General features: G+C 63.0%; 16 protein-coding genes. 8 read left to right on the forward strand and 8 right to left on the reverse strand.

All coding sequences use genetic code 11. The features are described 5' to 3' along the window. Nucleotides 1-23: 23 nt before the first annotated feature. The 4 genes from KHO33_RS28060 to KHO33_RS28075 form a co-directional block, all read right to left on the reverse strand. Entirely contained in the window at nt 24-404 is a 381-nt protein-coding gene (locus tag KHO33_RS28060; RefSeq protein WP_054035240.1) for a cupin domain-containing protein, read from the reverse strand. A gap of 76 nt (nt 405-480) precedes the next feature. Continuing rightward, nucleotides 481-1,773 (reverse strand): NAD(P)/FAD-dependent oxidoreductase, encoded by a 1,293-nt coding sequence (locus KHO33_RS28065; RefSeq protein ID WP_200566241.1) that lies wholly within the window; start codon nt 1,771-1,773, stop codon nt 481-483. 57 nt (nt 1,774-1,830) lie between these two features. Then, complete coding sequence (locus KHO33_RS28070; RefSeq protein ID WP_200566242.1) at nt 1,831-3,369, reverse strand: DUF3138 family protein; 1,539 nt, start codon at nt 3,367-3,369, stop codon at nt 1,831-1,833. A 35-nt stretch (nt 3,370-3,404) separates the two neighbouring features. Then, nucleotides 3,405-4,526 (reverse strand): polyamine ABC transporter substrate-binding protein, encoded by a 1,122-nt coding sequence (locus tag KHO33_RS28075; RefSeq protein ID WP_200566244.1) that lies wholly within the window; start codon nt 4,524-4,526, stop codon nt 3,405-3,407. Between the two features lie 289 nt (nt 4,527-4,815). Here KHO33_RS28075 and KHO33_RS28080 point away from each other — a divergent pair, with 289 nt between their 5' ends. Continuing rightward, nucleotides 4,816-5,658 (forward strand): helix-turn-helix transcriptional regulator, encoded by an 843-nt coding sequence (locus KHO33_RS28080; protein WP_054035238.1) that lies wholly within the window; start codon nt 4,816-4,818, stop codon nt 5,656-5,658. 16 nt (nt 5,659-5,674) lie between these two features. On the opposite strand, the gene KHO33_RS28085 is transcribed toward KHO33_RS28080, so the two are convergent. The 3 genes from KHO33_RS28085 to KHO33_RS28095 all read right to left on the reverse strand — a co-directional run bounded on the left by KHO33_RS28085 (nt 5,675) and on the right by KHO33_RS28095 (nt 11,399). Next, nucleotides 5,675-6,799: a porin gene (locus tag KHO33_RS28085; RefSeq protein WP_054035237.1), complete on the reverse strand. Its 1,125-nt coding sequence runs from the start codon at nt 6,797-6,799 to the stop codon at nt 5,675-5,677. Nucleotides 6,800-6,858: 59 nt separating this feature from the next. Beyond that, nucleotides 6,859-8,520, reverse strand: a complete 1,662-nt coding sequence (locus KHO33_RS28090) for a fatty acid--CoA ligase (protein ID WP_236074703.1) — start codon at nt 8,518-8,520, stop codon at nt 6,859-6,861. A gap of 182 nt (nt 8,521-8,702) precedes the next feature. Next, complete coding sequence (locus KHO33_RS28095) at nt 8,703-11,399, reverse strand: LuxR C-terminal-related transcriptional regulator (RefSeq protein ID WP_200566247.1); 2,697 nt, start codon at nt 11,397-11,399, stop codon at nt 8,703-8,705. A 232-nt stretch (nt 11,400-11,631) separates the two neighbouring features. Here KHO33_RS28095 and KHO33_RS28100 point away from each other — a divergent pair, with 232 nt between their 5' ends. From KHO33_RS28100 to KHO33_RS28130, 7 genes are all read left to right on the forward strand, one after another. Then, nucleotides 11,632-12,597 carry a hemerythrin domain-containing protein gene (locus tag KHO33_RS28100; RefSeq protein ID WP_200566255.1) on the forward strand — a complete coding sequence of 322 codons (966 nt, stop codon included), beginning with the start codon at nt 11,632-11,634 and terminating at the stop codon, nt 12,595-12,597. A gap of 42 nt (nt 12,598-12,639) precedes the next feature. Beyond that, entirely contained in the window at nt 12,640-13,620 is a 981-nt protein-coding gene (locus tag KHO33_RS28105) for a quinone oxidoreductase family protein (protein WP_200566257.1), read from the forward strand. Nucleotides 13,621-13,630: 10 nt separating this feature from the next. After that, complete coding sequence (locus tag KHO33_RS28110) at nt 13,631-14,479, forward strand: TauD/TfdA dioxygenase family protein (protein WP_200566265.1); 849 nt, start codon at nt 13,631-13,633, stop codon at nt 14,477-14,479. A 56-nt stretch (nt 14,480-14,535) separates the two neighbouring features. Then, nucleotides 14,536-15,591 carry a BKACE family enzyme gene (locus tag KHO33_RS28115; RefSeq protein WP_054035233.1) on the forward strand — a complete coding sequence of 352 codons (1,056 nt, stop codon included), beginning with the start codon at nt 14,536-14,538 and terminating at the stop codon, nt 15,589-15,591. Nucleotides 15,592-15,752: 161 nt separating this feature from the next. Further along, the gene (locus tag KHO33_RS28120; protein ID WP_234475400.1) at nt 15,753-17,078 is read left to right on the forward strand and encodes an MFS transporter; all 1,326 of its coding nucleotides are present in this window, start codon (nt 15,753-15,755) and stop codon (nt 17,076-17,078) included. Nucleotides 17,079-17,100: 22 nt separating this feature from the next. Then, nucleotides 17,101-17,661: an RBBP9/YdeN family alpha/beta hydrolase gene (locus KHO33_RS28125; RefSeq protein ID WP_200566267.1), complete on the forward strand. Its 561-nt coding sequence runs from the start codon at nt 17,101-17,103 to the stop codon at nt 17,659-17,661. Nucleotides 17,662-17,689: 28 nt separating this feature from the next. Next, nucleotides 17,690-18,034: a Rieske (2Fe-2S) protein gene (locus KHO33_RS28130; protein ID WP_234480669.1), complete on the forward strand. Its 345-nt coding sequence runs from the start codon at nt 17,690-17,692 to the stop codon at nt 18,032-18,034. 52 nt (nt 18,035-18,086) lie between these two features. Here KHO33_RS28130 and KHO33_RS28135 read toward each other — a convergent pair whose 3' ends face one another. Beyond that, nucleotides 18,087-18,935, reverse strand: coding sequence for an oxidoreductase (locus KHO33_RS28135; protein WP_200566275.1), 849 nt, complete (start codon nt 18,933-18,935; stop codon nt 18,087-18,089). Between the last annotated feature and the right edge of the window lie 91 nt (nt 18,936-19,026).

Raw genomic sequence — 19,026 nt, forward strand, 5'->3', positions numbered from 1 at the left:
ACGTTGCAAGTGGAACCGCCGCGCTATGCGTGGGATGGCTCAATTTGCGGGGCGTGCGACGCATAGATCTTCCTGCACGCCTCCACGACCTCCCAGGTGCCGCGAAAGCCGGAAGGAATCACGAAGCGATCCCCGGCGCGCAGCACCTTTTCGCTCCCTTGCATGTCACGCACGATCACCACGCCACTCAACATCTCGCAGTACTCGGACTCGTCGTACTCGATCGTCCAATGGCCGGGCGTGCTCTCCCAGATGCCGGAGCTGAACTGTCCGCAAGGACTGATGTAGTGATGCGTGAGCGTCTGCATCGGATTACCAGCCAGCAGCAGACCGCGCGGCACGCGTGACTGGGTCAGCTCCGCGGGGTCCCGCATCAGGTCCACGATATGGGTGATGTCTGTCATAAGCGCCTCGAAGGTGTGCAATGTTCGATATAGGTGAGTTGCCGCGCGGCCGGACGCGCTGTGAGCGAACACCGGCTCAAAACGCGTCCATCATCCGGTGCCAGGCCATCGCGAGCATCAGCATCGGCGAGCGCAGCAGGCGTCCGCCCGGGAAGTCGCGGTGCCGGATCTTGCCGAACAGGTCGAAGCGGGCAGCCTGCGCATCGATCGCTTCCGCGATGAGCCGGCCCGCGAGCCCCGTGACGTTCACGCCGTGCCCGGAGAACCCCTGCGCGAAATACACGGTCGGCTCGAGGCGGCCGAAATGCGGCGCGCGATTCATCGTCGCGTCGACGAAGCCACCCCACGCGTAGTCGATCTTCGCGTCGGCGAGCTGCGGAAACGTCTTCAGCATGTCCCGCCGCATGGCCGCGGCGAGCTCGCGCGGCGTACGCGTCGAGCTGCTCGCCTTGCCGCCCCACAGCATGCGGCGATCCTTCGTCATGCGGAAATAGTCGAGCGCCGCATTGCAGTCGCTGATCGCCACATCCGTCGGCATCGTGTCGCTCGCCCTCGCGTCACGGAGCGGTTCGGTCGCAATCAGGTACGTCGCCACCGGCATGATCTTGCGCGCCAGCGCCGGCGCAAGCCGGCCGAGATAGGCGTTGCCCGCGAGCACGACGTAGCGCGCGTCCACCCGCCCGCGCGCGCTCGTCACGCGATGGCCTTGCGCGGTCTTGCCGATTGCCTGCGCGCTCGTGTCCTCGTGAATCGACACCCCCGCGTCACGCGCCGCGCGTGCCAGACCGAGCGTGTAATTGAGCGGATGCAGATGACCGCTGCCGTCATGGTGGAGCCCGCCCAGGTAGCGATCCGAAGCGAGGACCTCGCGCATCTCGTCACGCTCGACATACCGGTACCCGCGATAGCCGAAGCGCAACTCGGCGGCTTCTGCCCAGGCACGCAGCGCGTCGACATGGCGCGGCTTGTTTGCGGCGGTCAGATAGCCGAACGTCAGGTCGCAATCGATCTGGTGCTTCGCGACCCGCTCCTTGACGAGCTCCACCGACTCGAGCCCCATCGCCCAGACGCGCCGCACGTCCTCTTCCGGCATGAAGGACGAGAACGTATCGATGTCACACGAATAGCCGGCGATCAGCTGGCCGCCGTTGCGGCCGCTCGCGCCCCAGCCGATCTTCGACGCCTCGAGCAGCACGACCGAGTAGCCGCGTTCCGCGAGATTGAGCGCGGTGGAAAGGCCGGTGAGTCCACCGCCGATCACGCAGACGTCGGTGGATACGTTCGCCTCCAGCGGTGGATGACACGTCCGGTCGTTCGCGGTGGCCGCATAATATGACGGGACGTGTGCCTGATTTTCAAACTTGAGCATGACAAAGCCTCGCGATCGGCGGCGGCCCTGGTGCCTCAGGCCGGCGCCGGCATCGCATCAGAAAGAGTAGAGGAATTGCGCGGCAAGCAGGTCGTTCGACTTCGCATACGTACCGTCATTGCGCAGGAACACCTGACGGTTCGCCCAATCGTGCCGGTATTCGACCTTCACCGTGATCTGCTGGGTCGGATAGAACAGCAGGTCGAGCGCGGCGTCCTGGCGTGTCGCGCCCTTGCATTCGAAGCCGTGATTGCTCGACGCCGCGAGGCAATTCACGTCGATGCCGAAGCCGTTATACGGATCCATCCCGTTGCCGTTGAGGGCGATCCCACCACCCCCACCACCGTTCTTGCTGTCGACCAGCAGGTCGTAGCGGGCCGTCACACCCATCCGCCCGACCACCGGCAGCCTGAACTTCCGGTGCGCGAGCAGCGACAATCCGTACCACTGCGCCTGGCCGCCGTTCCACGCGGCATTCTGCTGCTGGCCGTAGTCGATTTCGGCGTTGTACTGGATGTCGGCCAGCGCGTACGTCATATCAGCTTCGGTGAAAAAGAACGTACCGTAGCCGTTCGGCGCCTGGCCGCCCCAGCCATAGCTGACCGAGCCTGTCGCCGGATCGATCGCGCTCGGCAGCGTCTGCCGGCCGATGCTGAACGAGCCGCCGACATCGAGCTGGCTGCCGCGCAGATAGTCGACCCGCGCGCTGAACGTCGGCATGCGATTGCTCGTCGTGATCGGATCGCCGAACGCGTTCGTGCCGGTCTGCGTCACTGAGCCGGCGGTGCGGAACTGCTCGTTGCCGAGCAGGAATTTCCATGCCCACTGGTCACCGGTGTAGTTGACGCCGGCGCCGATCGAGCTGCCCGGATCCGAGAAGTCATACAGCAGGTTGTGCGTGAGCGTCAGCATCTGGTTCGACTGCTGCATCTCGTAGCCACTCAGCCCCGGCATCAGTCCGGCGACGACCGACGTGGTCGGCGTCAGCGGCACCGTCGCGATCGCGGTATTCAGAATGTTGAACCCGCTGTCGCTGTGTTCGTTCATCAGGTACATCCCCGCGCCCCGGTTTGGCATCAGGGTCACCTCGATGGAGGGCGCCATCGGGCCGACGCCGAACATCTTCTTGATGTCGAGGTACAGATCGCCGAACGTACTGTTGTAGTACTGGTACGCGTTCTCGTGGTTCGCAAACTGGAACGACGACGTGCCCGCCGCACGGTTATACAGATAGGTGGGATCGATGTAGCCGGTCACCGATAGCCCCGCGATCGGGCCGGTCTGAGCGGCGTCGGTCAGCGCGTCGACTTTCAGCTGCTGGTTGGCGGTCTGCTGCTTCAACTCGGCAACCTCGTCGTTGGTCAGCACCGCCGGCGCCTGGCCGTAGTCGGCCGACGACGGATCGACAGCGGCGGCACTCGCCGGCGTCGGCGTAGACACGGGCTTCGCGACTAGCTGCGACTGCAGCCCCTTGACCTCCTGCTGCAGCGCGGCGAGTTGCTGCTGCAGCGCCTTGATCTGATCGCCCGTCGGACTCGCTGCGGCCAGCCCCGGCAGCACCCCGGCCACCAGCACGCTGATTAACCTCTTCTTCATGAAACGTCTCCCTGTTGTTCTTTGCTTCGGATTCCTCAACCGCCTGATTTCAAGCGCAACCAAAGACGGTTCTGCAGCCGCGTTAGCTCCGCGCTTATCGGCATCGCGAGCGACATTCTGGCGAGCACGCTGTCAGACAGGTAGACGTCCGGATCCTGCGAGATCTCCGGCTTCACGAACGGGGGCGCGGCCTTGTTCGCGCTCGGGTAGGCAATCTCGTTCGTGATTGCCGCGTTGGTCTTCGGGTCCTCGATGTAGTTGATCCACTTCAACGCCGCCTCGGGATTCGGCGCATCCTTCGGAATCGCCATCGCGTCGAACCACAGCAGGCCGCCTTCCTTCGGATTCACGTAGCGGATCTGGTATGCATGTTTCGCCTCCGCCGAGCGCCGACTCGCAAGGCTGACGTCGCCAGACCAGCCGAGCACTACGCACACGTCGCCGTTCGCAAGATCGTCCGAATAGCCCACCGAATTGAACTGCGTGATGTACGGACGGATCGTCTTCAGCACCTCGTAGGCCGCCTGATAGTCCGCCGGGTTCTTGCTTTCCGGGTCCTTGCCCATGTATTGCAGCACCGCTGCGAATGCCGCATCAGGCGCGTCGAGCAGTGACACGCCGCAGCCCTTCAGCTTCGACACGTTCACCGGATCGAACAGCAGCGCCCAGCTGTCGGTCGGCGCGTTGTCGCCAAGTCGCTTTTTGACCGCCTCGACGTTGTAGCCGACCCCCGTCGTACCCCACGCCCACGGCACGCCGTACTGGTTGCCCGGATCGGCCTTCGCCATCATTTTCATCAGCGCCGGGTCGAGGTTCACAAGGTTCGGGATCTTCGACTTGTCGAGCTTCTGATAGACGCCCGCCTGGATCTGCCGCGCGAGGTAATTCGACGTCGGCACGACGATGTCGTAGCCGGAACTGCCGGTGAGCAGCTTAGTCTGCAGGGTGTCGTCGCCGTCATAGCTGTCGTAGCGCACCTTGATGCCGGTCTCCTTTTCAAAGTTCGGCACCGTGTCCTTCGCGATGTACTCGGACCAGTTGTAAATGTTCAGATTCGTGTCGCCGGCCAGCACGGATTGGCTAGCCGCGAACGCAAGGCTGGCTGATGCGGCGAACACGATCCTGATGAGCAAGCGGCGATGAAAACGGGCACGCATGGGAAATCTCCTGATAGTGTGAATCGGCCGCTCCGATCGATGCGGATGCCGCCGGTAAGCAAACTAGTTAATGCGTCGCGAGGCGATCGCCGACGTGCAGACTGAACGCCGGGTCTCCTTCGTTTCAGCTTGTAGAGCACTGTAAAGATCGCCGTACGGGTCGTCTGTCCCGGGAACAAAGGACAAGCTTCATCGTCGATGACGGTCGTTTGGGTGCATTCCCGTGTAGGCATGGGGAATTTGTCGTGATACCAGTAGCGCCACCCAGAATTAATCGAGAACAGAAGTGATGAACGCCGCGCCCTCTTCCCCGGATCTCCAGCTCAGTCAGGTCGCGTTAGTGACCGAGACGTTGGGCGACATCGCGCAGGCCGTCGGTGCTCCGCAGTTCATGCAGGCCGTGTTTGAAAATCTCGTGCGCTTCGTCGACTTCGACGCGGTGCATCTGGACTACGAACGTGTGTCTGCGTCCGGTCAGCGCAGCGTCGGCTGGATCGGGAGCTTCGGTCGCGATCGTGAGCTTGTCGAACAGGTGATGCGGGACTACTACCGGAGCTATGCGAGCGAGGACGCGACCTATGAGGGAGTCGGAGACAGGCGCGACGTGCAGTTGATCCAGATCTCCGCGCAGAAGGTTGCGAGCGAGCTCCGGCATCTGTTCTTCGACATCGGCAACATCCACGATGAATGCGTGGTCTTCGGCGTGACGAACGGCACGCGATACTCGATATCGATGGCGCGCTCGCGGCGCCTGCCGTCGTTTTCGCTGAAGGAGTTGAGCCTGCTGAAACAGTTCGCGCACGTCGTGCTGCCGCTCGCGGCGGTACACAAGCGGCTGATCGGCGCGATCTCGCCGGACGACGGCCGCCCGGATACGTCGGACAACAATCTGCTCGCGCAGTGGCTTCCGCAGTTACACGGCAAGCTGACGTCGCGCGAAACGTACGTGTGCTCGTCGTTCATCCAGGGAATGACGACACCGGCGATCGCGCAATCGATGGGACTGAAGCCCTCGACCGTCGAGACCTATGCGAAACGGGCATTCGCGAAGCTCGGTGTTGATTCACGGCGGCAGTTGATGGCGCTCGTGTTGAAGAGCGCACCGCTGCGGTATGGCAGCGATGGCATGTAGTGAAAATCCCCCGTACTCAGAAGTTATGCCGCAAACCGAGCATGACCGCCGTGGTCGAAACACCCGGCGCGACCGGCTGCCCGTAGACGATGGTCTGATTCATGCCGCCCCGGTTGTTGACGTAGCCGACCTGCGCGTAGGCCAGCGTGCGCTTTGAGATGTTGTATTCCGCGCCGAGTGCTATCTCGGTCGACTTGTTCGCCGAATGGTTCTTGTCCTTCAGGTAGTAAACACCGGATGTGACCCTGAACGCAGGCGAAAAGCGATAACCGAGTCCCACCGAATACATGTCGAGCTTGACCTGGTTCGAGCGCGCAGGATTCCTACCGTTTGCATACGAAGCGGAAAACGAAAACCCGTCGATCGAATACAGCGCGCCGAGATAAACAAAGCGATTGTTGTCGATACCTGTGAGCGGCGCGCCCGGTGCCGGGTTCGTGTCATGCCCGTTGTAGTAGACCGCGGCCAGATTGAGTCCGTAGTTTGAATACTTGAGGACCGCCGACTCACGCGTACCACCCTGCAATTGCCCGGCTACGCCCCCGGGCGCGTATTCGAGTCCAAGCGACACGCCCCCGAAAACCGGCGATTGATACACCAGAGCATTGCTGTCGTAGAGCGCACCGATCGGCGCATTTGTGCTGTTGCCCGGCCAGCCGGCGGCCTGGTTCAGTCCGAGCCACGCGGTCAGAATGCTGCCGAAATACTGGGCCGAGCGCACGTCGGTGTCGGCCATTGCGTAGATCATCGGCACGATCTGGCGGCCCGCGGTGAATGTGCCGATCGGCCCGGAGACACCAATCGTCGTGAACTGGTTGAAGACCGCCGTTGCTCCGGGCGTGTCGGAAAGCCCCGGCTTGCCGGTGCCACTGTCGAACGAGCCTTGCAGCTTGAAGTTGACCTTGTAGCCGCCGCCGATATCCTCACTGCCCCGGATACCCCAGATGCTCGAGTAGATGCCGCCGTCCTTGAAGCGGAATACCTTGCCCGTGTTCGGCGCGTTCGGCGCGAATGTCGCCGCCGAACTGCTCTGATACAGAACGCCCGAATCCATGATGCCGTAGAGCGTTACCGACGACTGCGCTTGCGCGACACCTGCCAATCCGACCATCGCGGCGGCCGCGATCAGTTTCAGCTTCATTTTGTCTCCGTGGTTTTATAGTGACCGCCGTGCGAGAACGGCGGGGTACAGCGTTGCAATCAGTCAAATCGTTGGCGCAGCACCTTCTTGTCGATCTTGCCGACGCTCGTCTTCGGTATCTCTTCCACGAACGCGATGCGGGCGGGCTCGGGTACCGCATAGCGGCTAATCCGGTTTGCCTCAACGAGCGCGAGCAGATGAGCGCGAACTTCGCCGCCGCTCAACAACGCATCCGGCTCGCAGACGATGAAAGCCTGTGGGCGCTCGCCCCACTTATCGTCCCGTACGCCCACAACTGCGCTTTCGCGCACACCCGGGATCGCGTTGATCAGGCCCTCGACCTCGATTGACGACACCCATTCACCACCGGTTTTGATGACGTCCTTCATGCGATCGACGATCTGTACGTAGCCATCGCGCGTAACGACAGCAACATCCTGCGTGTGCAGATAGCCGTTCGCCCACAGCGCTTCTGAAGCATGCGGCTTACCGTGATATCCCTGAGTGAGGAACGGCGCGCGCAATACGATCTCCCCCTGACTGCGGCCGTCGGGCGCAACGTCCTTCATGTCGGCGTCGACCACACGCAATTCGACCATCGGCACCGGTCGTCCGGCCATGCAGCGTCGGCGCACGTCATCATCGATGCTGGCCGGCGCCGCGCCCGGCGCGCATTGCGACAGAGCGACCACGGGCCCGGTCTCGGACATCCCATAGCCGGAAAACACATCGATGCCGCGGGCCAGTGCCGCTCGGCACAGCGTGGGCGATAGCGCCGATCCGCCAATGATCATCTTCCAGCCGGACAGGTCCTGTCCGTCATGCGCAGAAGCATCGAGCATCATCTGCAGCAAGGTGGGCACGCAGTGCGAAAACGTCACCTTCTCGTTCGCTTTCAACTTCAGCAGCGTGTCGGGCTGGTAACGGCCGGGCAATACGATCTTCAGGCCAAGCAGCACGGCGATATAGGGCATCCCCCACGCGAGTACGTGGAACATCGGTGTAACCGGCATGTACACGTCTTCGCGATGCAGCCGCTGTCCCTCGCGCGGCGAGCACAACGTGGCCGCCGTCGCCAGCGCATGCAGCACGATCTGTCGATGGCTGTAGAACACCCCTTTGGGGTCACCGGTGGTACCGGTGGTGTAGAAGAGCGCCGCGCGAGTGTTCTCGTCAAAGTCTTCAAACGGGAAGTGCTCGGTGGCAGCCGCGAGCAACTGTTCATATTCGCCGGCGAACGGAACCGACGGCACGTCATGCCCGTCGCCGTCGGTGGCAATGATCACCTCGCGCACGCCGCGAAGTTCGCCGCGAATCTGTTCGACGAGCGGTAGAAAATCCGTGTGCACGATCAGCACTTGCGCATTCGCATCGTTCAGCGCGTAGGCGATCTGCTGTGGGGACGTGCGCACATTGACCGTGAACATCGTTGCACCCATCATCGGGATAGCGAAATAGCCTTCGAGGTAGCGATGGCTGTCCCAGTCCATGATCGCCACGGTCGAACCACGTCGAACGCCGAGCGAAGCGAGTGCATTGGCGAGACGGCCGATGCGCTGGTTCAGCCCGGCGTACGTGTGGCGCCGCTCGCCGCGATAGGTGATCTCCTGCTCCGCCGACACAGCCAGTGCGTTCACCAGCAACTGCCTGACGAGCAGCGGATAGCCATAGGCCGACGGCGTGGGTGTGATGAGCGGGTCAGACGGATCGAACTGTTGCACGGAAATGCTCTCCTGCACGGGGAATCGTGGCGGCATCATGCCGGCTAGTGCAGGCAAGAATACGCAACGCTCCGTGCGCGAACCCCTCCCGCAGCGGGAGGGGTATGGAAAACACTCAGTGGTGGCCGGCAAGCCAAGCTTGGATAGGTACCGGTGCGCGGCACCTGCGGCGTGAACGCGTTTCAGCCCTCTTCGAGCAAGCCGAGTACCAGCGCGCGACGCACCGCATGCTTGCGGGAACTGGCGTCGAGCTTACCGAACAGGTTCTTCAGGTGCCACTTCACCGTGCCCTCGCCGACCGTCGCGGCCACGGCGATTTCCTTATTCGACAGGTTGCGCGCGAGCAATTCGAGGATTTCACGCTCCTTCGGCGTCAGCACGACGCTCGGCACCGCACGTGGATTGCCTGTGCCACGCAAGGCCGGCGGCCGTGCAATGCGCGGCACGGCGATCACGTGAGCGGCGGCGGAATCGGTCTGCTCGGCGCCCACGCGTCTCGCCCAATCCGCCAGCGCCGGATGCGCGTCAGCCAGCGTACGTGTCAGATCGTAAGTCTGCGCAAGGTTCATCGCCTCGCGTAGCAGCGGCAGGCCATCTCCGCCGGTCTGCTCGAGCGCGAAGGCGTGCAGCGCCATCAATTCGATCCTCGGCACACCGAGCTTTTGCGCCTGCGCGAGTTCCGCCGCATCGGCGAGTGTGCGCAACGCGCTGTCGTTGCGCCGCGCCGCCAGATCGGCGCGGGCACGCGCAAATACCTGCGGCAACGCGACCGAACTCTGCCATAGCAATCCCTGCGGTATGGCTTTGTCAGCCATGATCTCGTCAATGTTGCGCACCAGTGCGTCGCAGGTCTGCGCGCGATAACGGCTCGCGTGGATCCGCACCTGTTCGGCGATGCTCGCGATGCGCAGGCGCGGAAGCCGTCGCGCGACGCCCATTGCGTGCAGCGCTTCGAGCAGGTCGAGCGCGCGATGCTCGCTGCCGCGCACACCCGCGATGCGGGCGGCAGTGCAATAGGCGAGCATCACGGTCTCGGGTGTGCCACCGCGCTCGAGCACGTCCAGCCGGTTCGCCAGCAGCGCGGCGGCTTCGTCTATCCGATCGGCCTCGTAGCTGAGCGCCGCGCAGATCGCCGCGAACATGCAGGTAAGCGGATGCCGTCGACCCAGATCCGCTTCGGCGCTCGTCAGCGCCGGCATCACGACCTCTTCGGCGAGACGCAACTGGCCTTCCCGCAAATAGCTCAAACCAACGATGTGATCGCCCCAGCGCGCCACGTAGCCCTGCCCCTTGCCCACTTCGCCACGCGGCACGCGCTGCTGAAAACGTCTTGCCTGCGCCGGTTCGCCGAACAGGACCGAGCGCGCCGACAGACGGTTTGCGTGGATCTGCGCAAGCCAGGATGCGCTGTCGGGCAGATGGTCCGCCCACGGCTCGAACAATTCGACAAAGCGGTCAGGTTCGTCTGCGTAATAAGCGGCAGCGCTCAGAATCAGCGCGCACTCGTAGCGCAACGCCGTGTCGACGCCCGGCGCCGCGAGAACGCACTCGACCTGGCGTCGCGCTTCCTCGTGCCGCTGTCCGAGCGCAAGTGCCCAGGCGGCAGCGAGCCGCAGACGCGGGCGCCGCTCCAGTTCCGCTTCCGGCAGCCGGTCGAGCCAGTCGAGCACCGTGCCCAGATGGCCCTGCTTGACTGCATCGTGCAGCCAGCGGTCCGCCAACTCGTAGGCGGTCTGGTGCTGGCCGGCCGCAAGCGCGTGGTGTGCGGCCTCCTGCACCATCCCCTGAGCCGCGAGCCACGTCATCGCACGCGTATGAAGCGTGGTCTGCGTATCCGCGTCGAGCGCCAGCAAGCGCTCGCGCAGCACGTCGCGCACGAGCATGTGCAGGCGGCACCACGGGCCATCCTCAGAAGTAATGAAGACCGGAGTTTGCCGCACGAGACTCAAGAGTCGCTCAGGCGCGCCGGCGTCGCCGGTCAGCGCCGCGCACAGGTCGGGATGCAGCATGTCGACGACGCTGATACGCGTAAGAAACGCCTCGTCCTCGGGTGATAGTTTTGCGAGCAACGCACCCACGAGCTGATCACGCGCCCTGCCCGGACCGGTCGCCAGAGATTCGACAGTCTGGCGCGGGTCCGCCGCATGCGCCATGGCCGCAAGCGCGAGCTGCAGGCCGAGCGGCCAGCCGTCCGTCGCCTCGAAGAGCCGCGCGCAGGCATCGGCGTCGACACGCGGGCCGAAGCGGTTGCCGATCAGCGCGATTGTCTCGTCGAGGCGAAAGCGCAGCACCTCGGGGCCCAGCAGCAGCGCCTGCCCATAGGCGAGCAGATCGCCGAATGCCGCTTCGAGACCGCCCCGCGCGGCGACGATGACCCTCAGGTTCGGCGGTGCATTGTGCAGCACGTACGCGAGCACCTCGGCGCCGTCGGCCGGCATCCGGTCGGCGTCGTCGATGAACAGCACGACGTCGAGGGACAGCCGTGCCACTTCGGCAAGCCACGCGGTCGCGCCGTCCAGGTTGCCCGCTACCGCCGTCGCGCCCTCGAGCAAAAGACGGCCGAAGGCGGGCCGCGCGCAAGCGGTACGCATCGCGTGGACGAGGCCGGGCAGTATGTGTTCGGCGTCGTCGCGCTCGTCGGCCAGCAGCCACGCGACCGCGGCGCCGGCTGCGAGATGCTCGCGCCGCCACTGCGCGAGCAGCGAAGTCTTGCCGTATCCGGCGGGCGCTTGCACGAGCACAATCGGCTGCTCATTGAAGGACGGCCCCACCGCGCTCAGCCGCGAACGCGTCAGCAGATGGAGCGGTGCTCGCGGCGCGATCGTCTTCAGCACGATTTCTGTCGCAGCGGGTTCGTTGCCGAAGGAAGTGGAGGACATCTGGCGAGGTTGGACGGCGTTCCGGGGCGGCGGGTGCGGGATGCTTGTGCCGACAGTTCGTTTACAGGATGGGTCGGATGGTCTGCGTGCGTCAAGCCCCTCCCGTCACGGGAGGGGCGCACGACGCGCCGACGCACTACGCTATGTTTAACGGGCAAGCGGCATGGGAAAGATCCCTTTTCACATGCCGATGCGCCCGGCCTACAAAGCCTATTGGTGAGCAATATATCTCATGTTCCGTCACCTCCTCGTCCCAGTCGACGGCAGCGATGCGTCTATCGAAGCGCTCGGCCAGGTGGTCGAATTCGCCCAATCGATCGGTGCGCGCATCACATTCTGCCCGCTGCCGGCCGGACGCACGGCGTCGTGCCCGGAAGCGGAAGCTGAGCGATGCACGCAGCCGGCCGACGGCGAGACGACATGGGAACTGCTCGCCCGGGCCGAAGCCGCGGCACGCGCCCAGGGCGTACCGTGCTCGCTGGCCGCACCAGGCGTGGATGCGGCGCCGATTGGCGCGGCCGCGCGTGCTCATGGTTGCGATCTGATCTGCGTCGCGCCGCGGCCGCTGGTGCCGTCCAGCGGAATATCGGAGTACGGCACGGGAACGGTAGCGGTCGACGGCGGCGGCATCGCGGTGTTGACATGCGCGATCGATTCCCGCCCGGCAGTCGCACAGGCGATCCGCATTCTGCTCGTCGGGCAACGCACGCTCGCCGCGCACCTGCATGGCGCACTGCGCGCCGCGCGGATGGCCCGTGGGCCGGACCTCGCCCGCCAGGCGGAGTACCAAGCGACCTGCAAAGCGACAACGCTGCACGAGATTGCAGGACGCCTGAGCGAATTGCAGAAATCGCAACATCACTCGATGACCGAAGCCCTCTTCGCCCGACTGCGCGCACACACCTCCGCAGTCGATGCGGAACTTGACGAACTGGAACGACAGCATCAACGTGCCATTCAGATGTTTGACGATTTGGTCCGGCTGATCGCACGCGGCGATGAATCCGCGGCAACCAGCGGGATGCTTGAAGAGGGTCTGCGTGCTTGCGCGCAATTCACCTGGGAGAACATGGGGCGCAAGGAAGGCGTTGTGTTGCCCGCCGCGCGACGCTATTTGAGCGACAAGGACTGGAATGTACTGGCGGAGGAGTTTGCCGCCTGGTCCACCGATAAGTCGCCGCGCTCCCCGACGTTGTAAAGAAACGGGCACTAAGGCCTGCAAAAAAGATTGGAGACGTGAATGGCACATGCAATACGAATGTACGAAACCGGTGGCCCTGAGGTGTTGCGCTGGGAAGATGTGGCTGTGGGCGATCCGGGCCCGGGTCAGGTGCGTCTGCGCCATGAGGCAGTCGGACTCAATTTCGCCGACACCTACTTCCGCACCGGCCTGTACCCGATGCCTCTGCCGGCGGGCATGGGTGTCGAAGCAGCGGGCGTCGTCGAGGCAATCGGTCCGGACGTGACCAACGTCGCCGTGGGCGACCGCGTCACCTACACCGGTTTTCTCAACACGCTCGGCGCTTACAGCAGCGAGCGGCTGATCGCGGCCGCGCCGCTGATCCGGCTGCCCGACGGCATCTCGTGCGAGACGGCCGCCGCAATGACGATGCGCGGCCTCACGTCCGCCTATCTGCTTCGCCGCATCCACGCATTCCAGCCTGGCGACACCATCCTGCTGCACGCAGCGGCCGGCGGCGTCGGACTGATCGTGTCACAGTGGGCGAAACTGCTGGGAATTACCGTGATCGGCACTGTCTCGAACGAAAGCAAGGCGGCGATTGCCCGCTTGCATGGTTGCGACCATACGATCGACTACAGCCGCGAGGACGTCGCGAAACGCGTGCGCGAACTGACCGAAGGCACCGGCGTCAATGTCGTGTTCGACAGCGTCGGCAAGGACACCTTCAACGCATCGCTCGACTCGCTGCGGCGGCGCGGCCTGATGGTCTGTGTCGGCACCGCCTCCGGACCGATTCCGCCATTCAACCCGCAACTGCTTGCAATGAAGGGTTCGCTCTATCTGACCCGCCCGGCGCTTGCCGACTACATCGCCGATCCAGCCGAGAAAAACCAGTTGGCCGGCGAACTGTTCGACCACGTCGCCGCCGGCCGCATCAGGATCGAGATCAATCAGCGCTACGCATTGCAGGATGCCGGGCAGGCCCATCGCGATCTGGAAGCGCGCAGGACAACCGGCTCATCTGTCCTGTTCGTCTGAGGAAAGAACCATGCGGATCGAACCCCTTACCTGCAGTATCGGCGCGGAACTGGTCGGCGTTCATCTCGCCGATGCGATTGACGACGACGGCCTGTTCGCTGCAATCCGCGCTGCACTGCTGAAGCACCGCGTCGTGTTTCTCCGCGATCAGGACATCACCCGCGATGAACACGTCGCCTTTGCGCGACGCTTCGGCGGACTCGAGGATCATCCGGTTGCGGGCAGCGACCCTGAGCATCCGGGACTCGTGCGCATCTACAAAACGCCCGATCAGCCCAATGATCGCTATGAAAACGCGTGGCATACCGACGCGACGTGGCGCGTCGCGCCACCGTTCGGTTGTGTATTGCGCTGTGTCGAATGCCCGCCGGTGGGCGGCGACACGATGTGGGCGAACATGGTGTTGGCCTATGAGAATCTGCCGGCCCACGTGAAGACGCAGATCGCCGATTTGCGCGCACGCCACAGCATCGAAGCCAGCTTCGGCGCGGCCATGCCGATCGAAAAACGGCTGGCGCTGAAAGCGCAATATCCGGACGCCGAACATCCGGTGGTCCGCACACACCCGGAGACTGGCGAGAAGGTGCTGTTCGTCAACGGCTTCACGACGCACTTCACGAACTATCACACGCCGGAGCGCATTCGCTTCGGCCAGGACGCCAATCCCGGGGCCGGTCTTTTGCTCAATTACCTGCTGAGCCAGGCGCAGATTCCCGAGTATCAGGTGCGCTGGCGCTGGCAGAAAGACAGCATCGCGATCTGGGATAACCGCAGCACGCAGCACTACGCAGTGATGGATTACCCGCCTTGCGACCGCAAGATGGAGCGCGCAGGAATCATCGGCGACGTGCCCTACTGATCACTCACGCCAGCGGCTATACCGTCTCGCGTCAACCTACTGAAACAGAGGAAAACATGCAATTTCTCGACGACTCGTTGCACCCGGAAAACATGGAAAAAGTGGTCATTACGGTCGCGCCGTATGGGCCCGAATGGATGCCGGCAGACTTCCCCGAAGACATTCCGGTCACGATGGAAGAGCAGATCCAGAAAGCCGTCGACTGTTACAACGCCGGCGCAACGGTGCTTCACCTGCATGTGCGCGAACTCGACGGCAAGGGTTCTAAGCGGCTCTCGAAGTTCAACGAATTGATCGCGGGCGTGCGCGCCAAAGTGCCCGACATGATTATTCAGGTGGGCGGCTCGATCTCGTTCGCCCCTGAAGACGACGGACAGGCCGCCAAGTGGCTTTCCGACGACACCCGTCACATGCTGGCCGACCTCGAACCGAAGCCCGACCAGGTGACCGTCGCGATCAACACGACGCAGATGAACATCATGGAGCTGCTGTATCCGGAGTATCTGGAGGGCACCTCGCTGGCCAATCCCGCGCTCATGGCGGCCTACAGCGAAATGACCGTGCCCGCGGGTCCGGCCTGGGTCGAGGAGCACCTGCGCCGCCTCCAGGCCGCCGGCATTCAACCGCATTTCCAGCTCACCGGCATCCACGCATTGGAAACGCTCGAGCGCCTGGTCCGTAAGGGTGTGTACAAGGGGCCGCTGAATCTGACCTGGATCGGTATCGGCGGCGGCTTCGACGGTCCCAATCCATTCAACTTCTTCAATTTCATCCATCGCGCGCCGAATGGCTGCACGCTGACCGCCGAGTCCCTGCTGAAGAACGTATTGCCGTTCAACACCATGGCGCTCGCCATGGGTCTGCATCCCAGGTGCGGCATCGAGGACACGATCATCGACCAGCATGGTGAGCGCATGACTTCGGTACAGCAGATCGAACAGACAGTGCGTGTGGCGCGCGAGTTGGGCCGGGAGATTGCATCGGGCAAAGAAGCGCGCGAGATTTACCGGATCGGTGTGCAATACAAGGATGCCGATCAGACGCTGAGCGCCAACGGCATGATGCCAAACCGCCGGGGTATTACGAAGAACGCGCCGCTGCAGGTTGCCTGACGGCGCAACACCATGCGAGGTGTGACCTTCCGGCACCCGCATCAACATTGACCATGCAATGGCGAAGGCTGGGCGTCATACGATGCCCAGCCCTTAAAAAGGTCCGGTGCACAGAGATGTGCACGAGAGAACCATGTCGCCGGGCACTGGAGGAGACAATCTTGTACTTACACGATATCAAGCTCGAGACCGGGAATATTGATTCTGCCCCGGCCATCTCGCGCACGTACGCATGGACGGTTTTTGCGCTGACACTCGGTCTGCTGCTGTCGGACTACATGTCACGGCAAGTTCTGAACGCGGTCTTTCCTCTGCTCAAGGCGGCGTGGAATTTGTCAGATACGCAATTGGGTTCGCTCAGTAGCGTCGTCGCATTGATGGTCGGCATACTGACGTTCCCCTTGTCGGTACTCGCCGATCGCTGGGGCCGCACGAACAGCATCGTTCTGATGGCGGGGCTCTGGAGCCTTGCAACGCTTGGGTGCGCCATTTCGACGAACTACGGTGAAATGCTCGCGGCGCGTGCGTTCGTCGGCCTCGGCGAAGCGGCCTATGGAAGCGTGGGTGTTGCTCTCGTCCTGAGCATCTTTCCGTCTCATCTGCGCTCGACACTCACGGGGGCCTTCATGGCAGGCGGTGCCTTCGGCTCCGTGCTCGGCATGGCCCTAGGCGGCAGCATTGCGGCCCACCTCGGATGGCGCTGGTCGTTCGGCCTGATCGCCGCCTTCGGCATTCTGCTCGTCATCGTCTATCGTATCGTCGTCACGGAAAAGCGGTTGGCGCGGCTCCGGGCGAAAGTCAGCGTAGAGGCACCGTGCAGGCCCGGCGTACGCCTGAGTTTCCGCTTGCTGATGCAGGGGCTGTTCGCTTCCAGATCCGTGGTTTGTGCGTACGTCGGCAGTGGCTTGCACCTGTTCGTTCCCGCTGCCCTGTTTGCATGGATGCCCAGCTACCTGAATCGCTATTACTCGATGGCGCCCGGCAGCGCCGCCGTCGCCGCGTCGGGCTTCGTCCTGCTAACGGGTGTCGGAATGGTCGCTTGCGGCATGCTGACCGACCGGATCAGCAAAACGGTCCCGATTCGAAAGTGGCTCACTGCTATTGTCTATTGCCTGGTGTCGTTCGCCGTGCTGGGAATTGCCTTCCGCTTGCATGCGGGCCCGTTGCAACTTGTGTTGATCGGTGTCGGCATGTTCGTCAGCGCCGGCGCATCCGGGCCGTCAGGCGCAATGGTCGCCAACCTTACGCCCTCGTCCATCCACGCCTCCGCTTTTGCGACGCTGACGCTGGCCAATAACCTGCTGGGTCTGGCACCGGCCGCCGTCCTGACCGGATTTATCGCGGACAGAATCGGCCTGCTCGGCACCTTGCAGATCGTTCCTATTGTTCCTCTTATCGGCGCGGCCGCATTCTTCGCAGGCAAGCGGACTTACGCAAAAGACCTGGGGCGCATTAATGAAGCGCGCGACAAGGCCATGCCGAAATGACACTTTTCACGGAGCCTCGCCGATGACCACCGCTTTACCGCCAACCATTCTGATCGTTCCCGGCCTTCGGGACCATGTCGAAGATCACTGGCAAACGATTCTTTCACGCAAGCTGCCCAATTCGCGCGTGGTAGCGCCGTTGGATCATGACAAGCTGAGTTGCGCGGCGAGAATCGACGCACTCGACCAGGCACTGGCCAGTATCACCGGTCCTGTCGTGCTCGTGTCGCACAGTGCGGGCGTGATGATCACGGTCCACTGGGCACAACATCATCAGCGGCAAATCAGGGGCGCGCTGCTAGCGGCGCCGCCGGATTTCGAAACGCCGCTGCCGGACGGCTATCCGACGCTGGATGCCTTGCGTCAGCATGGCTGGCTGCCTACGCCGCGAACCCGGCTACCGTTCCCGAGCATCGTTGCGGCCAGCACGAACGATCCCCTCGCGCGGATCGAGGAGGTCACTCAACTGGCGAGCGCATGGGGCAGCCGGCTGGTCGACGTTGGAGCTGTCGGCCATCTCAACCCCGCCTCGGGGTACGGCGAGTGGCCACGTGCTATGGAATTCATTGACGAACTCAGTTGACGAGCGAACGTAGCCGATTGCGAGAACATTGGAGAGCGACCTGTCACACCTCATTCCGATCGATCCTGTCGATGAGCTGCCTCCCGGAAAACGCAAGATTGTTTTCGTCGAGGGTCGCAGCGTCGTCATCTTCAATATCGAAGGCACCGTCTACGCGATCGATAATTCCTGCCCCCATAACGGTGCGTCGCTGGCAAGCGGTCAGCTTGACGGTCACCTGTTGCGTTGCCCGGCACATGGGTTGCGCTTCGATCTGGTGACAGGCTGTATGCATGGGGCCGGTGGCCTGTGTCTGAAGACTTTCCCGGTGCTAGCGGCCGAACGCGGGGTCATTGCTGAAATCGAAGCTGACGCCGATCCCAAGGCGCGATGAATGCCCGACTCGCAGGAAAGACAGACATCATCTACGCGGCTCTCATGTAAACCTACGCGGTGTCGTCAAATGCAGTACTTCGTGAGAGCGTCTCCCACGCGTCAAAGTCCTTAAGCATGGCAGCAAGCTGTTTGTGCGCAAGGTCGAGCGCATCGGCGCCGAGTAGCAGATGCATGGGCGGCTGCTTCGCCTTCAATGCCTCGATGATTGCGAGCGCGCCTTTCGCCGGATCATTGTGTTGCTTTCCGTGCGAGTCGAGCAGCGCATCGCGTTGCTTGCCCAGTGTCCCGGCAAACTCGGGAATGCGAATTCTGGATTGCCGCATCGAACGGCCGCGAAAATCAGTCCTGAACGCACCGGGTTCGACCACCGTCACGCCGATGCCGAACGGCGCCATCTCCTTCGCCAGGGTCTGCGAAAGGCCCTCAAGCGCGTACTTGCTCGCATGGTAGTAGCCGACGTTCGGAAAAGTGGTAAGTCCGCCGATCGAGCTCACATTGACGATATGACCTTTGCCACGGTGACGCATCCCCGGTAGCACAGCCTGCATCAAGGCGATGACGCCATGGACGTTGGTGTCGAACTGCGCGCGAATCTCGGCATCCTCGCCCTCTTCGATGGCCCCGATATAGCCATAGCCGGCATTGTTCACGAGTACGTCGATCCGACCGAACCTCTCATGCGCCGCTTTCACCGCAGCGCTGATCTGTGCGGACTGGGTCACGTCGAGGCCGACAGCCATCGCCCGGTCGCCGTAATGCTCAACAAGGCCGTGTACGGCAGCGGGCCTGCGAGCGGTGACAACGGCACGATAACCGTGTTGAAGCACCTTTTCGGCCAGCGCCCGACCCAGACCGGAAGAGCTACCGGTAATCAGCCATACCGAATTATCGTCAATCATCCTTCCTCCGTTTCATTTCGGACTATCGACACCGCCTTGCGCACGATGTCTTGACCTCCAGAAAGGATAGATGCGACGATTCATTCAATCA

The sequence above is a fragment of the Paraburkholderia nemoris genome (genome assembly GCF_905221015.1).
GTDB lineage: Bacteria > Pseudomonadota > Gammaproteobacteria > Burkholderiales > Burkholderiaceae > Paraburkholderia > Paraburkholderia nemoris.

What these genes read in the sequence shown, in the direction of transcription:
- KHO33_RS28115 (WP_054035233.1), top strand. Translation starts at nt 14,536, where the DNA reads ATGCAATTTCTCGACGACTCGTTGCACCCGGAAAACATGGAAAAAGTG.
- KHO33_RS28095 (WP_200566247.1), bottom strand. Translation starts at nt 11,399, where the DNA reads ATGTCCTCCACTTCCTTCGGCAACGAACCCGCTGCGACAGAAATCGTG.
- KHO33_RS28085 (WP_054035237.1), bottom strand. Translation starts at nt 6,799, where the DNA reads ATGAAGCTGAAACTGATCGCGGCCGCCGCGATGGTCGGATTGGCAGGT.
- KHO33_RS28070 (WP_200566242.1), bottom strand. Translation starts at nt 3,369, where the DNA reads ATGAAGAAGAGGTTAATCAGCGTGCTGGTGGCCGGGGTGCTGCCGGGG.
- KHO33_RS28065 (WP_200566241.1), bottom strand. Translation starts at nt 1,773, where the DNA reads ATGCTCAAGTTTGAAAATCAGGCACACGTCCCGTCATATTATGCGGCC.
- KHO33_RS28100 (WP_200566255.1), top strand. Translation starts at nt 11,632, where the DNA reads ATGTTCCGTCACCTCCTCGTCCCAGTCGACGGCAGCGATGCGTCTATC.
- KHO33_RS28110 (WP_200566265.1), top strand. Translation starts at nt 13,631, where the DNA reads ATGCGGATCGAACCCCTTACCTGCAGTATCGGCGCGGAACTGGTCGGC.
- KHO33_RS28105 (WP_200566257.1), top strand. Translation starts at nt 12,640, where the DNA reads ATGGCACATGCAATACGAATGTACGAAACCGGTGGCCCTGAGGTGTTG.
- KHO33_RS28075 (WP_200566244.1), bottom strand. Translation starts at nt 4,526, where the DNA reads ATGCGTGCCCGTTTTCATCGCCGCTTGCTCATCAGGATCGTGTTCGCC.
- KHO33_RS28080 (WP_054035238.1), top strand. Translation starts at nt 4,816, where the DNA reads ATGAACGCCGCGCCCTCTTCCCCGGATCTCCAGCTCAGTCAGGTCGCG.
- KHO33_RS28135 (WP_200566275.1), bottom strand. Translation starts at nt 18,935, where the DNA reads ATGATTGACGATAATTCGGTATGGCTGATTACCGGTAGCTCTTCCGGT.
- KHO33_RS28125 (WP_200566267.1), top strand. Translation starts at nt 17,101, where the DNA reads ATGACCACCGCTTTACCGCCAACCATTCTGATCGTTCCCGGCCTTCGG.
- KHO33_RS28060 (WP_054035240.1), bottom strand. Translation starts at nt 404, where the DNA reads ATGACAGACATCACCCATATCGTGGACCTGATGCGGGACCCCGCGGAG.